We start from the raw sequence: 18,267 nt of genomic DNA, 5'->3' as shown, positions 1-18,267 counted from the left end.
TTAGCTGAATATTTGTCAGCAAAAAAGGGGCATGTTTTGCATGCCCCTTCTGTGAGAATTCCTTTACAGATCTATTTCGTTGTATCTACCGATGCTGGCTTTTGCCCTTCCGGAGCGGTCGGCGTTGCCGATGGCTGCTGTAAAGGAGCCGACGGTGTAGCGGTAGGAGTAATCTGCTTCTGTAATTCCGAACCGGGACTGCTTCCAAGGCCGGTGCCCGGATTGGTAACATTCAGTAACAGAGAAAAGACCATGATCGCTATAACCAAGCCCCAAGTTCCCTTTTCTAAAATATCTCCGGTACGTTGTACGCCCATTAGATTGTTTGACCCGGCAAAACCAGAAGCTAAACCGCCCCCTTTCGGGTTTTGGATTAAAACGATAAATACCAAAAGCACGCAGGCTAAGATGGTTAATACGATAAGTAATGTATACATTTCTTTATGTGGTTAATTAATTCTATTCTCTAACTCTTTAATACGGTCGGCAAAATAAACACTTTTTTCGGGATATTTCAAACTTAATTTCAGGTAAGTGTCAATTGCCTTGTGGTAAAGTCCCTGTTCTACATAGATTTGGGCGAGTGTCTCCGAAACAAAAGAGGATTGATCTTCGGCGCTCTGCCTTGCTTTGTTTTCGAGGCTTATTTTATTGGCCTGTGGCGGACGGATCTGTGGTTCTTCTTTAATAAAGCGCTCAATAATCTCGTCTGTTTTTCTCGGTACTTTAAAGGTGATCGTTCTGCTTTCCTGAATATTCAGTTTTTCTTCTGGCTCTTGCAGATGAAAAATATTCTCCCGGATCTGTTGATCTAAAACCAAGTCGCTAAGATCGTTGGTAATCTTTTTTAAAGAAGGTTTTCTCTTTGAAGCATAAGGCTGATAAGTGTCTGCATATGCCAAGCGCGTTTTGTGGAGCCACCAAACAAAGGTGTAGGGCATTAAATCATCATCGTATTTTGAAACATCTTCCCGCGTCTCTGTCTCCGCTTCATGGGAGGGGAGAGTCTCTATCTCCGCTGAAATAGGCTCGGTATTGTCGTTAAGAAGACGTTCAGAAGTCTCTTCCAGCGGGCTGGTCTCTTCTTCTATCGTGGAAACGGCGAGATCCTCCTCGGCCGCTATTTCCTCTGCTAAGTCAATATGTTCGTAAACCGACTGCTCCGGGGCGGTATCTTCCGGCGAACGTTCCTGTCCCAATACCTGATCCAATTTAGCCACGGCATCATCCTGACTTAATGTAAAGTCGTTGAGGGGAGGGTTATAAACGAAATTATAAAGTTGTTCCGGCTCGGATGCAAACAAACAGGCCTTGTTGAAAATACGCTGCTGATCGCCGTCTTCTTGCGCACAGCGTTTAGCTTCTAAAAACCATAGTATGTGGCTATAGGGATAGGCGCGCAAAAGCGACGCCAAATCTTCTCGTTTAATTTGGGTCGGATCTGCAAGGAATCCATTAAACTTATGCCGTAATAACGATTGATGCTCCACTGTAGACGATGTTACGCTTACCAATTGGCAAAAGCTCGGTTAAAAATGTCTTCGGTTAATTGTCGGTTAATCGCTTCTATCAGTGCTTGCTCCTGCGATTGCACGGTGCCCTGAAAATCTTGATATCGGGTGAAACTCTGTTCAAAGCTATTGTCGGGCTTAATGTTATCTACATATTTAACACTTACCGTGATAGACAGGCGATTGGCTTGCGCACGATCGTTCGTTCCGCCTACGGCGGCTGAAGTGATGGCATAACCGGTAATGCGCCCTTCGAAAATAGCATCGCCTTCAGAGGTTACCTGGCTTAATCTTGATTGGCTACGAATACGTTCTTTTAGCGCTTCCGTAAACTGCTGACTTAAATAAGGAACAACAATAGGCGCAGCGTTTTCAAAAAACTGCACATCGAAGGTCTTCATTCCTTCAGGAATGGAGGCGCCATTCAGCTTATATACGCCACATGACTGAAGCGTTAATAAAAATGGGACCAATAAAAATAATACTCTAACAGCTCTATACATCTTTTTACTTGCTAACAATTCAGCGTTGTCCTAACTTAAATTCAAATCCTTGATCTTCCGATATAAAGTACGCTCAGAAATTCCTAATTCCTGAGCCGCCAGTTTACGCTTCCCTTTATACTTTTTTAACGCCCGTTTGATTAAATCGGATTCCTTTTCGACAAGCGATAAGGATTCTTCCACTTCTTCCGCATGCGGCGCTATTTCGAAATTTTCTTTATTAGCAGCCGGTTGGTGGATTGTCAGCGGCGAAAAGCTCTCATTACTGCTCGTCGACGAAGGCTGTACTTCCCTATATAGTTGATTTAAATACGGGGAATTATCAGAAATCGTATTTGCATTAATGCCGTTTTTTAATAATTCAACGACCAATTTTTTCAATTCGACCATGTCTTTCTTCATGTCGAACAATACCTTATAGAGCAAATCCCTTTCGGAAAAGTCCTCGCCGCTTTTGTTTTCCAAGCGCATGGGTAATGTGCTGGTCCGCTCGGCAGGAAGATAGGTTTGCAATATTTGGGAGGTAATGAGCCTTTCCTTTTCAAGGACGGCTATTTGCTCGGCAATATTTTTCAACTGCCTTACATTTCCCGGCCAATTATAATTGCTCAGCAATTGCTGTGCGTCGTCGGTAAGCTGTATGCTCGGACTTCTGTATTTATCGGTGAAGTCGGCCACAAACTTTCTGAAAAGTAAGTGAATGTCTTCTCTTCGATCCCGTAAGGGAGGAATACGTAAAGGAACGGTGTTTAAACGGTAATATAAATCCTCCCTGAATTTACCAGCCTTTACAGCCTCGTAAACGTCTACATTGGTGGCTGCTATTACGCGCACATTGGTCTTCTGTACTTTCGAAGAGCCTACCCGTAAATATTCTCCTGACTCAAGGACACGCAACAGACGTGCTTGGGTACTCAGGGGCAATTCGGCAACCTCATCTAAGAAAATAGTCCCGCCATTTACCACTTCAAAATAGCCTTTTCTTGCTTCATGGGCGCCGGTAAAGGACCCCTTTTCGTGCCCAAATAGTTCGGAGTCGATGGTGCCTTCTGGGATAGCACCGCAGTTTACAGCAATGAAAGCACCGTGTTTGCGACTGCTCAGTTGATGGATAATGTGCGAAAACACCTCTTTCCCACTACCGCTTTCGCCGGTGATTAAAATAGAGATATCGGTTGGAGCTACTTGCCTAGCGACATCGATAGCCCTGTTCAATAAAGGCGAATTGCCTATAATACCAAATCTATTTTTTATATCTTGTATATCCATTTGTTCTACTAATATTTTTTGCTCCAAAAAGCTTGGCTTCTCGCTTTTATGGATGAAAAAATGACCAGCTCTAAAGTAGTCTGCTACTCTTTAAAGAGCGTTGGAATCGCTTTTTGTTAATCAACAATCTTACCGATCAAGGTAGCTGATGTGCACGTTTCGGCCAGCACATAGGCATAGTCGCCTACTTTATAGCGATTATCCACCGGAAAAACGACCATCGCATTTTGATCGTTTCGTCCGCAATAATCCTTGTCAGATCGCTTCGAAAAGCCTTCAATCAACACTTTATGCGTCTTGCCTACCTGCTGCTGTAAGCGGAACAAGCTATGGGCGCGTTGCTTTTCGACCACTTCTGTCAACCTTCTTTTCTTCACTTCTTCCGGAATGTCATCTTGATAGCGCTTGGCGGCAAGCGTTCCAGGGCGTTCCGAATAGGCAAACATATAGGCATAGTCGTATTGAACGTAATCCATCATCGAAAGGGTATCCTGATGCTCCTCCTCCGTTTCGCTGCAGAAGCCGGTAATCACATCGGTGGATATAGCGCAATCTGGAATAATGCGTTTGATGGCATCCACGCGCTCCATATACCATGAACGGTCATAAGTGCGGTTCATCAGCTCCAATACCCTACTGTTTCCGGATTGTACCGGTAAATGTATATAGTTGCAGATGTTCTCATGCTTGGCAATACTATAGAGCACCTCATTGGTAATATCTTTGGGGTGGGACGTAGAAAAGCGCACCCGCAGCAAGGGATCAACCGCAGCCACCATCTCCAATAGCTTGGCAAAGGTGATAGGTGTACGATCTACTCCGGCTTCATCCCCTTGTGGAGCCCACTTGTAAGAGTCAACGTTCTGTCCTAACAAAGTAACCTCCCGATAGCCGGCGTTGAAAAGATCCCGCGCCTCCTGAACAATGGAATAGGGGTCGCGGCTGCGTTCCCTTCCACGGGTAAAGGGTACCACACAAAAGGAACACATATTGTCGCAACCGCGCATAATGGAAATAAATGCGGTGACACCGTTGGTATTTAGTCGCACCGGATTGATATCCGCATAGGTTTCTTCGCGGGAAAGCAATACATTAACCGCTCTCGTACCGTCGTCTACTTTTTCAATTAGGTTCGGCAAATCGCGGTAAGCATCGGGACCTACCACCACGTCAACTAGCTTTTCCTCTTCTAAAAATTTCGACTTTAAGCGCTCAGCCATGCAGCCTAAAACGCCTACGATCATTCCTGGCTTTTTCGATTTAGCAGATTCGAACTCCTTTAGACGATTTCGCACGCGCTGCTCCGCATTTTCGCGGATGGAACAGGTGTTGATAAAAACTACATCTGCCTCCTTATAGTCAGAAGTCGTGCTAAAACCCTTGTCTAATAGTATAGACGCAACGATTTCGCTGTCCGCAAAGTTCATTTGACAGCCATAACTCTCAATATATAATTTGCGTCCGCTCGCTTTTTCCTTATCACCTAACATAACCGCCTCTCCTTGGCGCGACTCGTCATGTTCTTTTAAACTCATTTCTGTCTCGATCATAGCCATGATTTAAGGCTACAAAACTACAAATAAATTTTGGTTTTTGTGACAGTTTGTCAGCTAAGTGTTGTGGTCGGGCGAATTTAGCGTGCTCTTGGTGCTTAATGAACAATTTCGCTGATTTGGTGTTAATTAAAAGAGATTTTTATCTTTAGATCTGTTTTTATCGACTGAGATAATATCAAACCTATTCAATAACATCGTTTAGCCTACTCTTAAGGCGCGATAATGACAATATATGCCAGAAATAAAAGAAGGAAAGAGTAGGAGCATGAAAATAGGGTTGTGGACGGTTTTTACCGTCGCAACCCTTTTGATAGTGGTTTTCATCGCCGAACGGATCATTGAACGTAAAGTGCCCCCCACCTTGCAGGCCGCTGTTAAAGAGGAAAGTAAGGGTATTTATGAGATTCGTTTTAAAACGGCCGAAGTAAACCTGTTTAAAGGACAGTTGATCGCAACGGAAATCCAATTGATTCCAGATACAATGGGACTCGGCCGATTGCAGGCCGAAGGGATTGGAACGCTATTCGAGGTAACCGCGAAGAAAATTGATATAAGTGGATTTGGCTTGCTTCAATTTCTATGGAGCAAAGAGCTGCATATTTCCAATCTCCTAATAACCGAACCTCTTATTACACGCTTTATCTTTCCACATAAGGCCGGAGAAAAAAAGTCCTTACAGGAACAGCTTCAAAACATCAAAAACAGAATAACGATCAGTGAAACCACTGTACAATCAATTCAATACCGCACGGTTGACATGCAGACGAAGCAGGGCGCCTGGCTGAAGAATATAGACGCCTATGCCAGCAATATCTCGCTCGGCCAACGCCGCAGCGGGCGTGCGGATTCGAGTGCCGTTCCGTTTGTGGAAAAGTTCCGTATATACGGTAAAGGCGTGACCTACCTAAGCAGCGAGCGCTTATACCGGTTTCAGTTAGGAAACTTAGTGGTTTCGAGTGATGAAGGGCGGATTCGTATAGATTCTTTTGCCGTTCTGCCGAAGTACACAGAGGCGCAGTGGTCGAAGTCGCTGAAATATAAACAAGACCGGTATGACCTGCTTTTTCCGAAAATAGAAGCCTTCGGAGTAGGGTTTAATGAATGGCTGGAACAAGGAAGCCTCGGGGTCGACAGCCTTGTGATTAACCATGCAGTTGTGCGCGTATATGCTGATAAAGGTATGCCGGAAAAGACCACGATGGCCTCGAATAACTTTCCCGCGCTTGCTTTTCAGCGACTAAAACTGCCGATTACCATAGGCGATGTGTTTATTCGTAATACGGATGTATATTATAAAGAGCTGAATCCAAAATCAGGTAGGGCCGGTTTAGTTTTCTTTAAGAACCTGAATGCCAACTTTCGGCATGTGAGTAACGATAAGCGAGAGCTAAAGCGTAATCCTTGGGTGAGCGGGCATTTGTCGACTTATTTCTTGGGGAAGCCAAAGCTGACACTGGATCTACACTTCAACATGAGCGACAGGAACGGGGCCTTCACTTACAAAGGCGCGCTAGAAGGCGCTCCTGCCCCCTTTTACAATCAGTTATTGGAGCCGATCACCCTGGCGCGTGCTGAGAAAGGTTATATTAAAGCCCTGCAATTTAATATAAAAGCGAACAGGTACGGCGCCGATGTTGAAACTGAGATGTATTATAACGATTTGAAAGTTGCAGCTTTAGACGTTCGTAGTGGTAAATTGGAAAAGAAAGGAGTGCTTTCTTTATTCATTAACTGGCTGGCCATAAAGACGGATAACCCGTCGCAAAAGAATGAACCCGCCCGTATTGCACGCCATTATTATGAACATCCGCAAGAAAATACTTTTTTTAACCTGATGTGGAAAGCCCTTTATTCCGGGTTAAAACGTAATTTAGGACTGCCCGAGATTTAACGAACAATCAAACTTTTCTTGTGCATTTAGGTTAGCATTGAATATATAAATAGATCGAGCACGTTTATGAAACCGTTTTGGAGGTGGGTAATCGGTATTTTGGTGACACTGGTGCTAGTCATTATCGCCGGCGTATGGTATCTGGGGAACCACTGGAAACCAATTTTAAATGAACGCATACATGCCATTGTCTTGGACTCCAGCGATAGCTTGTATCAAGTGTCATATGATGATTTGGATTTTAACATGGTTACCGGAAACGCCTATCTATATAATTTTAAACTCAGGCCCGACACCAACGTATATAATCAGTTGAAAGCGAACAGAAAGGCGCCCGATAACCTGTACGACGTTTCGGTAGCGAAGGTGGCAGTTCGTAACTTTCATCCTAAGCGGATTTACACGGAAAGAAAACTCAATATTGATGAAATCGTTGTGGAAAACCCCGATATTAAGGTAGTCAATCAAACGCAGGCCTATAATGACACCATCGAATCAAAAGATAGACGCACCTTATACCAGAAAATTTCCAAAATAGTGAATGAACTAACAATAGATCATATCGCATTTGAAAATGTAAATGTCGCCTATACGAATCGGAATGAAGAGAAAGAAAAGACTACCCGACTGAAGAATGTGAATATCAATATTGCGGATCTGCGGGTGGATTCGACGTCACAGCGTGATAGCGCGCGTTTTTACAACGCACGTTCCGTTGATTTTAAAATGGACGATTACCGTATCGCAACCGGAGATAGCTTGTACTATATTGATTTAAAAGGGATTCAATTCACATCGGCCGATAGAAAAATCGTCCTGAGTGGATTGCAGCTTATGCCTCGTTATAACAAGGTGGACTTTTATAAGAAAGCCGGTGTAGCACAGGAGCGTTTTGAGCTGGCTTTCGATACTATCAGTATTAACGAAATCGACTTGCCTAAGCTCTTGAAGCAACAAAAACTGTATGCCGGACAAGTGGTTTTGGGTAAATCAAGAGTCGAAATTTATAAGAATACGAGTTATCCTAAGAAAAAGGCAACTGAAAAAGTCGGTAAATTCCCGCACCAGGAGTTAAGAAAGCTGGCCTTCCCGATTAAAATAGATACCCTCACTTTAAAGGAGACGTTGATTAGCTACCTGGAATATAACCAAAAAAGCGGACAGACGGGGCGGGTGACTTTCAATGATACCCGTGCCACATTCCGTCACGTAACGAACGATTCGCTTGCGCTGGTAAGCAATCCCTATATGACAGCAGATATTCATTCAAAGTTTATGAACAATGGCAAGCTCCACATAAATTTTCAGTTCGATATGCTTGATAAACGTGGCGCTTTTACCTACAACGGTTCGCTGACGGCCATGAACGCAACGGCCCTGAACCCTTTAACAAAGCCTTTGGCGATGGTTGAGGTCGCTTCCGGTTACTTTGATAGACTTCGTTTCAATGTAAAAGCCGATGAATACAGAGCAGTCGGTAGGGTCGACTTCTTTTACCGGAAATTAGCAGTTAAAATTATCGTTCAGGACAGCGATGGCGCTAAATCCAAAAAGGGGATGGTCTCTATACTAGCAAATAAGTTCTTAATCAATGATAGTAATCCAGATGCAAATGAAAAGTTTCATCCGGGGCCGATCAATTATAAACGGCCTTTAACGGCTTCTTTTTTTAATTTTTTGTGGAAGAGCCTGTTTGAAGGTGTTAAAGCCAGCGTGGGAATCGATAAAAAGCGCGAAGCGTTATTGACCAACACGGCAGAAGGGGCAGATAAAGCCGTCGGAAAAGTGAAAAAATTTTTTAGAGGGATTTTTAATAAAAAGAAGGAGAAGGAAGAAAAGTAAATTTATCGATTATGGCGCAGAGCCGCCATAATCGACAAACTACCATATTATCCTATTATCAGGTTCCATCCAAAAGGATCGTCAACCTTGCCGTAACGAAGCTGGTTGAGATAATCGAGTACTTTGTTGGAAAACGCTCGGGTTGCCGGATCACTTAATTTATAGATCTTGCCTTCATAACCGATTTCCGAAATGGGGGTTAAAGTAGCGGCGGTACCGGCGGCAAAAGCTTCGCTCACCTTACCGGACTCGATGCCATCGATAAGTTCTTGCACGCTTACATTCCGTGTTTCCGTTTTGATTCCCCAGCTTTTTGCTAGGTCCATAATGCTATGGCGGGTAACGCCTTGTAAAACGGTGTCAGATCCCGGAGTCACTAAGGTGTCGCCAAGCATGAAAACCAGATTGGCCGTGCCAGCTTCTTCAATATACTTATGCTCTTTTGCGTCGGTCCAGATCAATTGATCGAAACCTTCATCTTGTGCAAGCCTCGTAGGATAGAGCGAAAGCGCATAATTGCCCGCATTTTTTGAAAACCCTACGCCGCCTGATGCAGCCCTCGTAAAATAGGTTTCCACTTTTACACGTAAAGGCTTGTTGTAGTAGGCGCCAACCGGCCCTGTAATAATAATAAATTTATAAGATTTTGAAGGATGGACGCCTAAAGCCGGCTCCGTACCGAACATAAAGGGACGGATATAAAGGGAAGCGCCAGCAACTGACGGCACAAAATTGCGGTCAATGTCAATCAGCTTTTTTAATCCGTCAATGAAAATCTCTTGAGGGACTTCTGGCATCTCTAAACGGACAGCAGATTTATTGAAACGTTCGAGATTTTTGTCGGGCCTAAAAATGCTTACACGACCATCGTCAAACTTATAGGCCTTAATACCTTCAAAAATAGCCTGTCCATAATGCAAGGCGGACGTAGCTGGGTTCAGACTGAGGTTAGCATAAGGGACAATTTTGACTTCTTTCCATTCGCCATCGTCGTAATCAGCCACTAACATATGGTCAGATAAAATCTGCCCGAATTTAAGGTTGTTGAAGTCAACCTTTGCTAATTGTGAGTCTTTCGTTAACTCCACTTTAATTTCGTAAGGATGTGCCACGGTGAAAATATTATATACGTTGTATGCCCGCGCAATTTAGGAAAAAAAGATAACTACTTGTAACATGTTGGCTAAATTTCAACGATGAAAGAAAGGAAGTTTCCCTTCCTTAATTTTAATGTTACATTTGTAATAGGTATACTCCTTATCGGAGCTGCCTGTCGACTAACATACTTTATGCTAACGTAGGCCGCTTAGCAATGATTTTGTCAGCTGGTATCCTACATAAAAACAAGTGTACATGAAACAATTTATTATCGGTGCGTTACTGGTTTTGCCATCTTTGGCAAATGCACAACAGGAATATGAAATTAAAGGAAAGGTAGGAAACTTGGGCGCACCGGCCAAAGCCTATGTGTCATATCGCTTGAATGGGGCTAATCAGCTCGATTCCAGTGATCTGGTAAACGGCGCCTTTTCCTTTAAAGGAACGGTGCAAAATCCCATAAACGCAGTGTTGGTAATGGCGCATAAAGGGGAGCCCGTAATGCAGCTTGAAGCACCTGATATGCTCCCCATCTTCCTCGAAAAGGGAACGATTACCGTTCAGTCGGCCGATTCATTGAGTCGCGCTACATTGGGCGGTACGCCACTAAACGTCGATCAGGCGGCCCTCAATAAGGCAATGGATGTGTTGAAAGCCGATCAAGCACAGATGATGGCGCTTTATTATGGCGCTTCGGATGAAGAAAGAAGTTCCGAGGCGTTTCAGAAGAATTTTCAACAGCTTTATGAGGGATTGCAAAACAAGCAAATGCAAATTACTGCCGACTTTATCAAGAGTAAACCCAACTCGATGGTAAGTCTGTATACCCTACGCTCGACCGTGGATCCGGGCCGGGATTATGAGCGCGCCCAAGAGCTGTACAGCAGTCTGTCGCAGGAAGTGCAGGCAACTGAAATAGGTACAGCATATGGTGAATTGTTGAATGTCGCGAAAGGGACGAGCGTAGGCTCGCAGGCCCCGGAGTTTACGATGAACGATACGACCGGTACGCCCGTTGCACTTTCATCCTTTAAGGGAAGGTATGTGCTTATCGATTTTTGGGCTAGTTGGTGTGGGCCTTGCAGACAGGAAAACCCGAATGTAGTGGCTGCTTTTAATAAATATAAGGATAAGAATTTTACGGTATTAGGAGTCTCCCTAGATCGATCCAATGGCAAAGAGGCTTGGCTTAAAGCAATTAATGATGATGGCTTAACTTGGACCCAGGTTTCTGATCTCCAATTCTGGAATAATGCCGCTGCTCAACTCTACGGTGTTCGCGGTATACCTGCTAACTTTTTGTTAGACCCGCAGGGTAAGATTATTGCCAAGAATCTCCGTGGCGAAGATTTGCATACCAAGCTGGCGGAAATACTGCAATAGATATGAATGGAGCCGTCTAAAAAGTGATAGACGGCCTCTTTCTAATATAAAATCCGCAATTTTATCGTGGTTGTAATCTGTCTTAATTCTTTAAGGAGCAAGTCGTCATAGCCTTTACTGATATCTGTAATCGCATAGCCAATATTTCCCTTGGTCATTAAAAACTGCGCGACTATGTTGATATGGTGCTGGGCAAAAACATGGTTGATCTGCGCCATAATGCCCGGTACATTTTTATGGATATGGATGAGACGATGGGCTTGATGCATTCGAGGTAATTGCATGTTCGGAAAATTGCGACTCATTACGGTATCACCTTTGTTAATGAAATCGGCCATCCTTTTCGGAATAAACTCGCCGTTTCGCTTCTTGTTCTTTTTGTCGTCAAATAAAACGATACCCATCTCGTTACACAGTTCCCGATTAATATAGCCTTTACTGTTGCCCAGGTAGCCAATCGTTTTCAGCTTTTCAGCTTGAGACAGCTGTTCATCTGTAATAAAGGTACCATTGGCCAATAGGAGCATACCGATATCTTTAACGTATTTAGCTTCCAACGTTTCCTTCTGACGGATCGAAAAGCCGTCGCGTCGGAGTAAATGCGTGGCAATCTCAGGTACATCGCCCACAATAAGGCAGAGAATACGGTTTTTAGGATACGAAATGGCCCTAGGAAGGTGATTAACATATAAAAACTCGTCTAAACTGGGCGTAATATGATCCGCTTTCTCCGATACCGATTTGCGTTCTATGTTCTCCGTAAAGGCATAAAACTTTTCAATCAACCCCGATTCTTTTAGTTGAAAATCGGAGTAGCCATCGCCGATCCCGTGAATAGTACCGTCGAGCTTCATCGTTTTGAGCAACTTCACCTTTCCTCCCTCATCCGATAAAGGGTTGTTTTCGTCGTAACCAATGATGTTTCCTTCGTCATCGAAAACGAAGGTGTTAGCGTAAATATTTTCGGTCTTTATACCGTAAGGCCTTACCACGGGTGTGATAAATTCTTTAAAACCTCCGGAAACGATCAATACATCATCGCTGTGTTCCCGCAGAAAAACGCGATTTCTGGAGAAAGAGGAGGACACCTTCTTTTTTAGAATACTAATTAGTTTTTCCAGGTGCGATTTGTTCGCTTCAAGCAGTTTAACACGGCCGGCAAGACTTTCACGAAAAGATATCTTTCCTTCCATAGCGGCGTTGGTGAGCCTTTCTATCTCTGTATAAATCGATTCTCTCGCCGGATGATGTTCAAGGGAAATCCGGGCTAACTCATCAAGTGCTTCAACTTGTGTAAAAGTGCTGTCGAAATCAATGATGTAATAGTTTTTCATTGCGATGCAGGGATTTGTTTCTTTTATGTCAATAATCGTAAAGGATCTATCTCATGCGGGCTTAAATATGCGCGCAAATTTCTTTTAGTGTCTGGTCAATCGGCTTAAAAGCGTAACCTACCTTTTCCTTTAGTTTCGCATTTGAATACGCTTGTTTTTCACAAGCAGCGCGTGCGGTATCCCGCGTTAAGCCGGGTTGTTTGCCTGTAAACCACGACAGCACTTTTGCTGCCCGCCAAGCAATCCCGAGCATATTTCGGGTGGCCAATCTATTCGGGGCCGGCCGGCCAAGGTAAGTGGCGCAGACGCTAAACAGCTGTTGGTAACTCATGTTTTGGTTGTTGATGATAAAGCGCTCAGCCTGTATGTCTTTGCTGTTCATTAAAATGATGGCAGCTCTGGCAACATCTTCTACATCTACTAAGCCTACACTACCGCCGGCATAATAACGGAGTCCACTTTTCAGTAATTTAAAAATTGCCCCTGTATTTTCCGGTCCGCTTTGATGGCCAATAATGAGCGAAGGGTTAATAATAACGGCATCCAAACCTTCGACAGTTCCCCTCCATACCTCCATTTCTGCTTCGTATTTAGAAATTGCATAGCCGTGTTGGGTGCCGTCAAACTCCCACAGATCGGTTTCATCTGCCATCTTTTGCGAAGGTTTGGGTTTGCCAATGGCGGCTACCGAACTAACGTATAACAAACGGGCGCCGTATTGTATACATAGATTGACAATATGTGCCGTGCTATTCCGGTTGATGCTGATAATTTTCTTTTTATCACGCGGTTCGAAAGAAATCATCGCCGCGCAGTGATAAACCGCTGTAACGTTGGTGAAAGCGTCTTCGAGTTCGAAGTAATTGCTGATATCTGCCTCCCACCATTGGAGGTTTGGATGATCCAAGAGATCCGGAGGGACGGTCGAAGATTGACGCTTAATCGCCCGAATTTTATTTCCGTCGGCCAGTAAATGCCTAAGAAGCGTTGAACCTAAAAAACCTGTTCCACCAGTAACTAATATCACCGTCTTATTCCTATAGATTGATCATTAATACTTTCAAAAGTAAGTTAATAAATGGATATTTGCACAATCTTAAAATAAATAGCATTAGCGTAATCCTGTTTTCATGTCATTGATCGATTTTTTCTCGCCTATTGATGTTCAGCAATTAACTCCGGCAAACGGATTTTTAACCAGCCAACTCGGTGCCCATATCAAAGCTTTTGAAACGGAATTTCCAGATCAGAATGAAGAGCCTTTTGATTTGGCTATCATCGGCGTGGCAGAAGATCGGCGGGCAGTCGCTAATCAAGGTTGTGCACTCGCGCCGAATTATGTGCGTGAAAAGCTCTATAGCTTGCACCGCGGCGAATACCCCCTGCGCGTGGCAGATTTCGGGAATATAAAGGCAGGTAATCAGGTAAGCGATACTTATGCGGCACTGAAAACGGTCGTTGAAGAACTGATAAAGCGAAACGTGGTTCCTGTTATTATCGGCGGCGGCCAGGATTTAACCTATGCGCAGTTTCAAGGCTACGAAAAACTGGAACAAAAGGTGGATTTGGTGGTGATCGATTCACACTTTGACCTGGATGAAAGCATCGACAATGAAAGTGAAGCCTCGTCGCAAACCTATCTTACGAAGATATTACTCCATCAACCGAATTACTTGTTCAACTATAGCAACATAGGTTATCAAACCTACTATGTGAGTCAAGAGAGTTTAAAGGTGATGGATAAGTTGTATTTTGACTCCTATCGTTTAGGTTTGTTTTCCGGAAGAACCGATCAGGCGGAGCCTGTGATCAGAAACGCTGATTTATTGAGCTTTGATATCAGTGCGATCCGGTCGCCGGATGCCTGTGCCAATGCCAATGCAACGCCCAATGGCTTTTATGGCGAAGAAGCTTGCCAACTTTGTAGATATGCCGGTATGAGCGATAAGCTCAGCTCCATCGGTTTTTACGAGTTTAATCCAGCCTTTGACCAAAACGGACAAACGGCTACCTTATTGGCACAAATGATTTGGTATTTCATTGATGGCTTCTACAATCGGAAAAAGGATTTCCCTTTGCAGCCAAAATCTTCTTATGTGATTTATCGGGCTTCGTTGAACGATGACAGTTATGAGCTGATATTCATAAAAAGTAAAAAGACAGATCGCTGGTGGATGCAAGTGCCTTATCCCAATACAAAGTCGGTCAACGAACGCTTTCATTTGGTCCCTTGCAGCTATGAGGATTATCTGTTGGCCGTGGACGGTGAAATGCCTGACCTTTGGTGGCGAACCTTCCAGAAGCTTTCCTAATCAGGTTGCCGCCAAACCATTTAAAATCCCATTTCCTTTAACCAGGTCAAAGCATGATCAAACCACGCGTCTTTCGTGGTCTTATTATGCAGGCCGAAGCCATGCCCACCCTGCGGATAAGTGATCAGTTTAGAAGGGATATGCTGCTTTTGTAAGGCTTCGTAAAAACGTTTGCTATTGGCAATCGGAACTGCGGTATCATCTTCCGCGTGTACCAGTAGGGTCGGAGGGGTATCTGCGGTGACTTGCGTTTCACTGGAAAAATACCTTACCAAGTCGTCTTCCGGCGCCTTCCCCAGTAGATTGTTACGCGACCCGGCGTGGGTGATAAGGCTATCCATACTGATGACAGGATAGATCAACAGCATAAAGTCTGGTCGTAGACTGGTTTTTGTTGTATGGTCGATTTTTACATCGCGGTAATGTACGCCGGCCGATGAAGCCAAGTGTCCGCCGGCAGAAAAGCCGATAATGCCGATCTTTTGGGGGTTAATACCGTAAGTCGTGGCCTGCTCCCGGATAAGTTTGAAAGCCTGCTGCACATCTTGTAAGGGACCGATACTTTTATCGGCCATGATGGCATCATTCGGAAGCCTATATTTGAGTACAAAAGCCGCTATGCCGTTTTCAGCGAACTTTTTTCCGATTTCATGCCCTTCATGGCTCATCGCCAAAATTCCATAGCCGCCGCCAGGGCAGATGATAATAGCCGTTCCCTTGTTTTTACTTTTGTTTGGTGCATAATACTTCATGGCAGGGACGCTGACCGCCGATATACGTTCGATGCCATCGCTGCCTATTTCGCTGACTTCTTTTAGCTCGATTTTATCTGGTCGTTCGTTGGGAATCTTTCCGTTCGGATAGATGGGTTGAAAACCACCGGTCTGTGCGCTTAGCAAATGACAGGTTATGCACGAAAGGATCAACATGTTAATTTTTAGGTTCATACAGTTTATAAAGTTAGTTAGAGGGCGTCTGCACTCGTCCGAGTAACTAATCGGTACCGAGTGCTCTGACTAAAATATTTCTTCTTGCGATATGATCGAAAGAAAGCGTTTGAAACTCCGCTTCAATGAAATCGTAAAGTGCAATAACTTTGGCCCATAAATTTCTCCTTGTTTCCTCCTCCTCATCAAGCCCCGCAAGCTCGTCTAAAAAAGCGGCTAACATATTCAATTCTTCCGCCTTATAGGCTTGCTCGCGGATTCGATCGATAAACAGATCGGTCGACATTGCGACCAATTCTTTCTGGGAAGTGCCATAATAGTGTCCCAAGGTGTAGGCCACCTCCTCCAAGGCCTTAGGCTCCTGATCTTCCACTATGAGTCTTTTTACCTTCGCCAGCGTATGACTTAACTGTTGCATTTGTGCAGTCAAAGAATCTCTTTTTAACATTTTTTGCTAATTAGTTATAAGTGCTGTTTTCTACTGCATACTGTCTTCTGCTCAGCCTAACCGGCAACTCACAACTGGCAGCTGATAACTCCCAACTAATAGGGTTACCAGCTTCCACTGGAGCCTCCGCCACCAAAGCTTCCCCCTCCAAAACCACCGAAGCCACCGCCACCGCCGCCGAAGCTACCTCCGCCACCAAAGCCACCGCCGCGATTTCCTCCACGTCCCATGCCGCTTAACATAGTAAGCCAGAACAGGTCGGACGCCCCGCGGCCACCGATAACTTGTCCGCCACCTCCTTTACCGCCGCCTCTGCCCGCTAACAGACTGATGATAACGGCGATTATAATAACGGTGATAATGAGGCCACTGCTACCGCCACCTCCGCGATTCTTCCGTGGCTCCGCTTTGAATTCCCCTTTCGTATAGGAAATTAGAGCGTCGGTTGCCCGGTTAATGCCTGTAAAATAATCGCCTGCCCGAAAGGATGGTGTGATGATATTACGGATAATCTGAAAAGCAATCGCATCTGGAACGGCCCCCTCAACGCCATAGCCGGTTTGAATGGTTACCTTCCGATCCTCTTTTGCAACAAGCAACAGGATTCCATTGTCTTTTCCTTTTGTTCCTATTCCCCATTGCTGTGCCAACCGAACGCCATAATCCGCAATATCGTAGTCGCCCACCGATCGCATCATCACAACGGCTATTTGCGTAGACGAAGTGTCCGCAAAGGCCACCAATTTGCGCTCCAGCTGCTGCTGTTGTGATCCTGTTAAGGTTCCGGTGAAGTCGGTCACCAACGTCTTAGAAGGTGGCGGAAAATCTTGCGCCTGTACGTAAGTTGATAGAAAGAGTATAAAAGAAAAGAACAAAGTTTGGTAAACTCTCATGTTGCTGGCTTTATTTTTGGCGGTTCATAAACACAATATCATTGGGCAGTTCGTTGACATCGTCGTGCTCGCGGGGGAATAAGGCTTTAAGCTTATTGCCCGCACACTCAACGCCTGCTATGAGACCTGCCACTAAATCGCCCTGTCTAAAATGAACTAACATCTTATCCTTTGTTGTGTCCCAGAAGTCAGGTTCTACCTTGCTGTTGATACCGGCGTCGCCTATAATGGCAAATTTATGGTCGTCAACAGAAAGGTAGATCAGTACGCCGTTGCGCAGGTTGGTTTTGTGCATACCGAGCTTGTTGAAACACTCCGCCGCGCGGGAAAGCACATCCTGGTCGCAGCGTTTTTCTACACAGATGCGGATTTCGCCAGAAGTATTCGCCTCGGCCAAACCAATCGCATGGGCGATATGCTCCTGCTCTTCGCTATTGAAAATATTCATCTTTTTTCGGTTTTACGCGGTTGTGCCCGCTTAAAATGAAAGCCCATCGAAGTCGCTACATCGGATGGGCTTACGCTATATCTTGTTAAAATTTAACCTCAGGAGCCTTGTCTGCACCCGCTTGCGCGGTAAAATAGCCTTTTGCTTTGAAACCAAAGATGCCCGCCATTAAATTGTTCGGAAAGGAGCGGATGGTCGAATTGTACTGCTGTGTCGCCTCGTTGAAGCCACGGCGTGCAACGGCAATTCTGTTTTCCGTACCCTCTAATTGGGCCTGCAAGCCCTGAAAATTTTCTGTAGCCTTGAGTTCAGGATAGTTTTCTGCTACTGCCATAAGGCGACTTAATGATCCGGTGAGTGCACCTTGGGCATCTTCAAATTGTTTAATGGCCTCCGGGGTGAGATTCGATGGGTCGATATTGATCGATGTAGCTTTGGCCCGAGCCTCCACTACGTTTGTTAATGTTTGCTGTTCAAAGTTTGCGGCACCTTTTACGGTATTGACCAGATTTGGAATCAGATCAGCCCGCCGCTGGTATGCGTTTTCTACCTCGGCCCATTTGGATTGAACATTTTCATCCAATTTAACCATGCTATTGTAGCCACATGAGCTCAACGATAAAGTGGCCAATAAGCCAACTAATCCAAAAATAAATCTTTTAATCATTGTCTTTACTTTTAATGTATATCATTCTTACTTGGGTAACAAACTTAGATAAAATGCTTGTTATTCGCCAATGCCAAGCCTTGTTTTTTCGTCCACGCTCGTCCTCTCTTCAACGGAACTGACGGCGAAATTTCATACCTTTGTGCATCTTGGATAACAACCAAG

The 18,267-nt window shown here is 44.6% G+C and carries 17 protein-coding genes; 4 read left to right on the top strand and 13 right to left on the bottom strand.

The features are described 5' to 3' along the window. Window positions 1-71: 71 nt before the first annotated feature. The 5 genes from secG to miaB all read right to left on the bottom strand — a co-directional run bounded on the left by secG (window position 72) and on the right by miaB (window position 4,833). The gene (gene secG / locus EPX21_RS00230; protein WP_134087668.1) at window positions 72-437 is read right to left on the bottom strand and encodes a preprotein translocase subunit SecG; all 366 of its coding nucleotides are present in this window, start codon (window positions 435-437) and stop codon (window positions 72-74) included. A gap of 12 nt (window positions 438-449) precedes the next feature. Then, window positions 450-1,490, bottom strand: coding sequence for a hypothetical protein (locus tag EPX21_RS00225; RefSeq protein ID WP_134087667.1), 1,041 nt, complete (start codon window positions 1,488-1,490; stop codon window positions 450-452). Window positions 1,491-1,507: 17 nt separating this feature from the next. Further along, a complete protein-coding gene (locus EPX21_RS00220; protein WP_134087666.1) occupies window positions 1,508-2,014 on the bottom strand; it encodes an LptE family protein in 507 nt (168 codons plus the stop codon). A 30-nt stretch (window positions 2,015-2,044) separates the two neighbouring features. Next, on the bottom strand, window positions 2,045-3,283 hold the full coding sequence (locus EPX21_RS00215; protein ID WP_134087665.1) for a sigma-54-dependent Fis family transcriptional regulator: 1,239 nt from the start codon (window positions 3,281-3,283) through the stop codon (window positions 2,045-2,047). Window positions 3,284-3,399: 116 nt separating this feature from the next. Then, window positions 3,400-4,833 carry a tRNA (N6-isopentenyl adenosine(37)-C2)-methylthiotransferase MiaB gene (gene miaB / locus EPX21_RS00210; RefSeq protein WP_134087664.1) on the bottom strand — a complete coding sequence of 478 codons (1,434 nt, stop codon included), beginning with the start codon at window positions 4,831-4,833 and terminating at the stop codon, window positions 3,400-3,402. 238 nt (window positions 4,834-5,071) lie between these two features. Between miaB and EPX21_RS00205 the strand changes: the two genes are divergently transcribed. Both EPX21_RS00205 and EPX21_RS00200 read left to right on the top strand, forming a co-directional pair. Continuing rightward, window positions 5,072-6,730: a hypothetical protein gene (locus tag EPX21_RS00205; RefSeq protein ID WP_134087663.1), complete on the top strand. Its 1,659-nt coding sequence runs from the start codon at window positions 5,072-5,074 to the stop codon at window positions 6,728-6,730. A gap of 66 nt (window positions 6,731-6,796) precedes the next feature. Continuing rightward, window positions 6,797-8,572: a hypothetical protein gene (locus EPX21_RS00200; protein WP_134087662.1), complete on the top strand. Its 1,776-nt coding sequence runs from the start codon at window positions 6,797-6,799 to the stop codon at window positions 8,570-8,572. 47 nt (window positions 8,573-8,619) lie between these two features. Here EPX21_RS00200 and EPX21_RS00195 read toward each other — a convergent pair whose 3' ends face one another. Further along, window positions 8,620-9,684 carry a branched-chain amino acid aminotransferase gene (locus EPX21_RS00195; protein ID WP_134087661.1) on the bottom strand — a complete coding sequence of 355 codons (1,065 nt, stop codon included), beginning with the start codon at window positions 9,682-9,684 and terminating at the stop codon, window positions 8,620-8,622. Window positions 9,685-9,925: 241 nt separating this feature from the next. On the opposite strand from EPX21_RS00195, the gene EPX21_RS00190 reads away from it, so the two are divergent. Next, a complete protein-coding gene (locus tag EPX21_RS00190; RefSeq protein ID WP_134087660.1) occupies window positions 9,926-11,053 on the top strand; it encodes a TlpA disulfide reductase family protein in 1,128 nt (375 codons plus the stop codon). A 41-nt stretch (window positions 11,054-11,094) separates the two neighbouring features. On the opposite strand, the gene EPX21_RS00185 is transcribed toward EPX21_RS00190, so the two are convergent. Together EPX21_RS00185 and EPX21_RS00180 are read right to left on the bottom strand one after the other, a co-directional pair. Next, complete coding sequence (locus EPX21_RS00185; RefSeq protein ID WP_134087659.1) at window positions 11,095-12,387, bottom strand: HAD-IB family phosphatase; 1,293 nt, start codon at window positions 12,385-12,387, stop codon at window positions 11,095-11,097. Window positions 12,388-12,448: 61 nt separating this feature from the next. Continuing rightward, window positions 12,449-13,414, bottom strand: a complete 966-nt coding sequence (locus EPX21_RS00180) for an NAD-dependent epimerase/dehydratase family protein (protein WP_134087658.1) — start codon at window positions 13,412-13,414, stop codon at window positions 12,449-12,451. 103 nt (window positions 13,415-13,517) lie between these two features. Here EPX21_RS00180 and EPX21_RS00175 point away from each other — a divergent pair, with 103 nt between their 5' ends. Beyond that, complete coding sequence (locus EPX21_RS00175) at window positions 13,518-14,699, top strand: formimidoylglutamase (protein ID WP_134087657.1); 1,182 nt, start codon at window positions 13,518-13,520, stop codon at window positions 14,697-14,699. A gap of 20 nt (window positions 14,700-14,719) precedes the next feature. On the opposite strand, the gene EPX21_RS00170 is transcribed toward EPX21_RS00175, so the two are convergent. The 5 genes from EPX21_RS00170 to EPX21_RS00150 all read right to left on the bottom strand — a co-directional run bounded on the left by EPX21_RS00170 (window position 14,720) and on the right by EPX21_RS00150 (window position 18,102). Further along, window positions 14,720-15,646 (bottom strand): alpha/beta hydrolase, encoded by a 927-nt coding sequence (locus tag EPX21_RS00170; RefSeq protein ID WP_240768426.1) that lies wholly within the window; start codon window positions 15,644-15,646, stop codon window positions 14,720-14,722. Between the two features lie 46 nt (window positions 15,647-15,692). Next, complete coding sequence (locus tag EPX21_RS00165; RefSeq protein ID WP_134087656.1) at window positions 15,693-16,094, bottom strand: hypothetical protein; 402 nt, start codon at window positions 16,092-16,094, stop codon at window positions 15,693-15,695. 104 nt (window positions 16,095-16,198) lie between these two features. Beyond that, window positions 16,199-16,987, bottom strand: coding sequence for a YgcG family protein (locus EPX21_RS00160; protein ID WP_134087655.1), 789 nt, complete (start codon window positions 16,985-16,987; stop codon window positions 16,199-16,201). A gap of 10 nt (window positions 16,988-16,997) precedes the next feature. Further along, window positions 16,998-17,435 carry a TPM domain-containing protein gene (locus EPX21_RS00155; RefSeq protein ID WP_134087654.1) on the bottom strand — a complete coding sequence of 146 codons (438 nt, stop codon included), beginning with the start codon at window positions 17,433-17,435 and terminating at the stop codon, window positions 16,998-17,000. 85 nt (window positions 17,436-17,520) lie between these two features. Beyond that, complete coding sequence (locus EPX21_RS00150) at window positions 17,521-18,102, bottom strand: LemA family protein (protein WP_370450910.1); 582 nt, start codon at window positions 18,100-18,102, stop codon at window positions 17,521-17,523. Window positions 18,103-18,267: the final 165 nt, after the last annotated feature.

Origin of the sequence: Olivibacter sp. XZL3 (assembly GCF_004368405.1) — a bacterium.
GTDB lineage: Bacteria > Bacteroidota > Bacteroidia > Sphingobacteriales > Sphingobacteriaceae > Olivibacter.
Note: the sequence above shows the minus strand (reverse complement) of the source record. Positions and strands in the feature narration are given on the sequence as shown.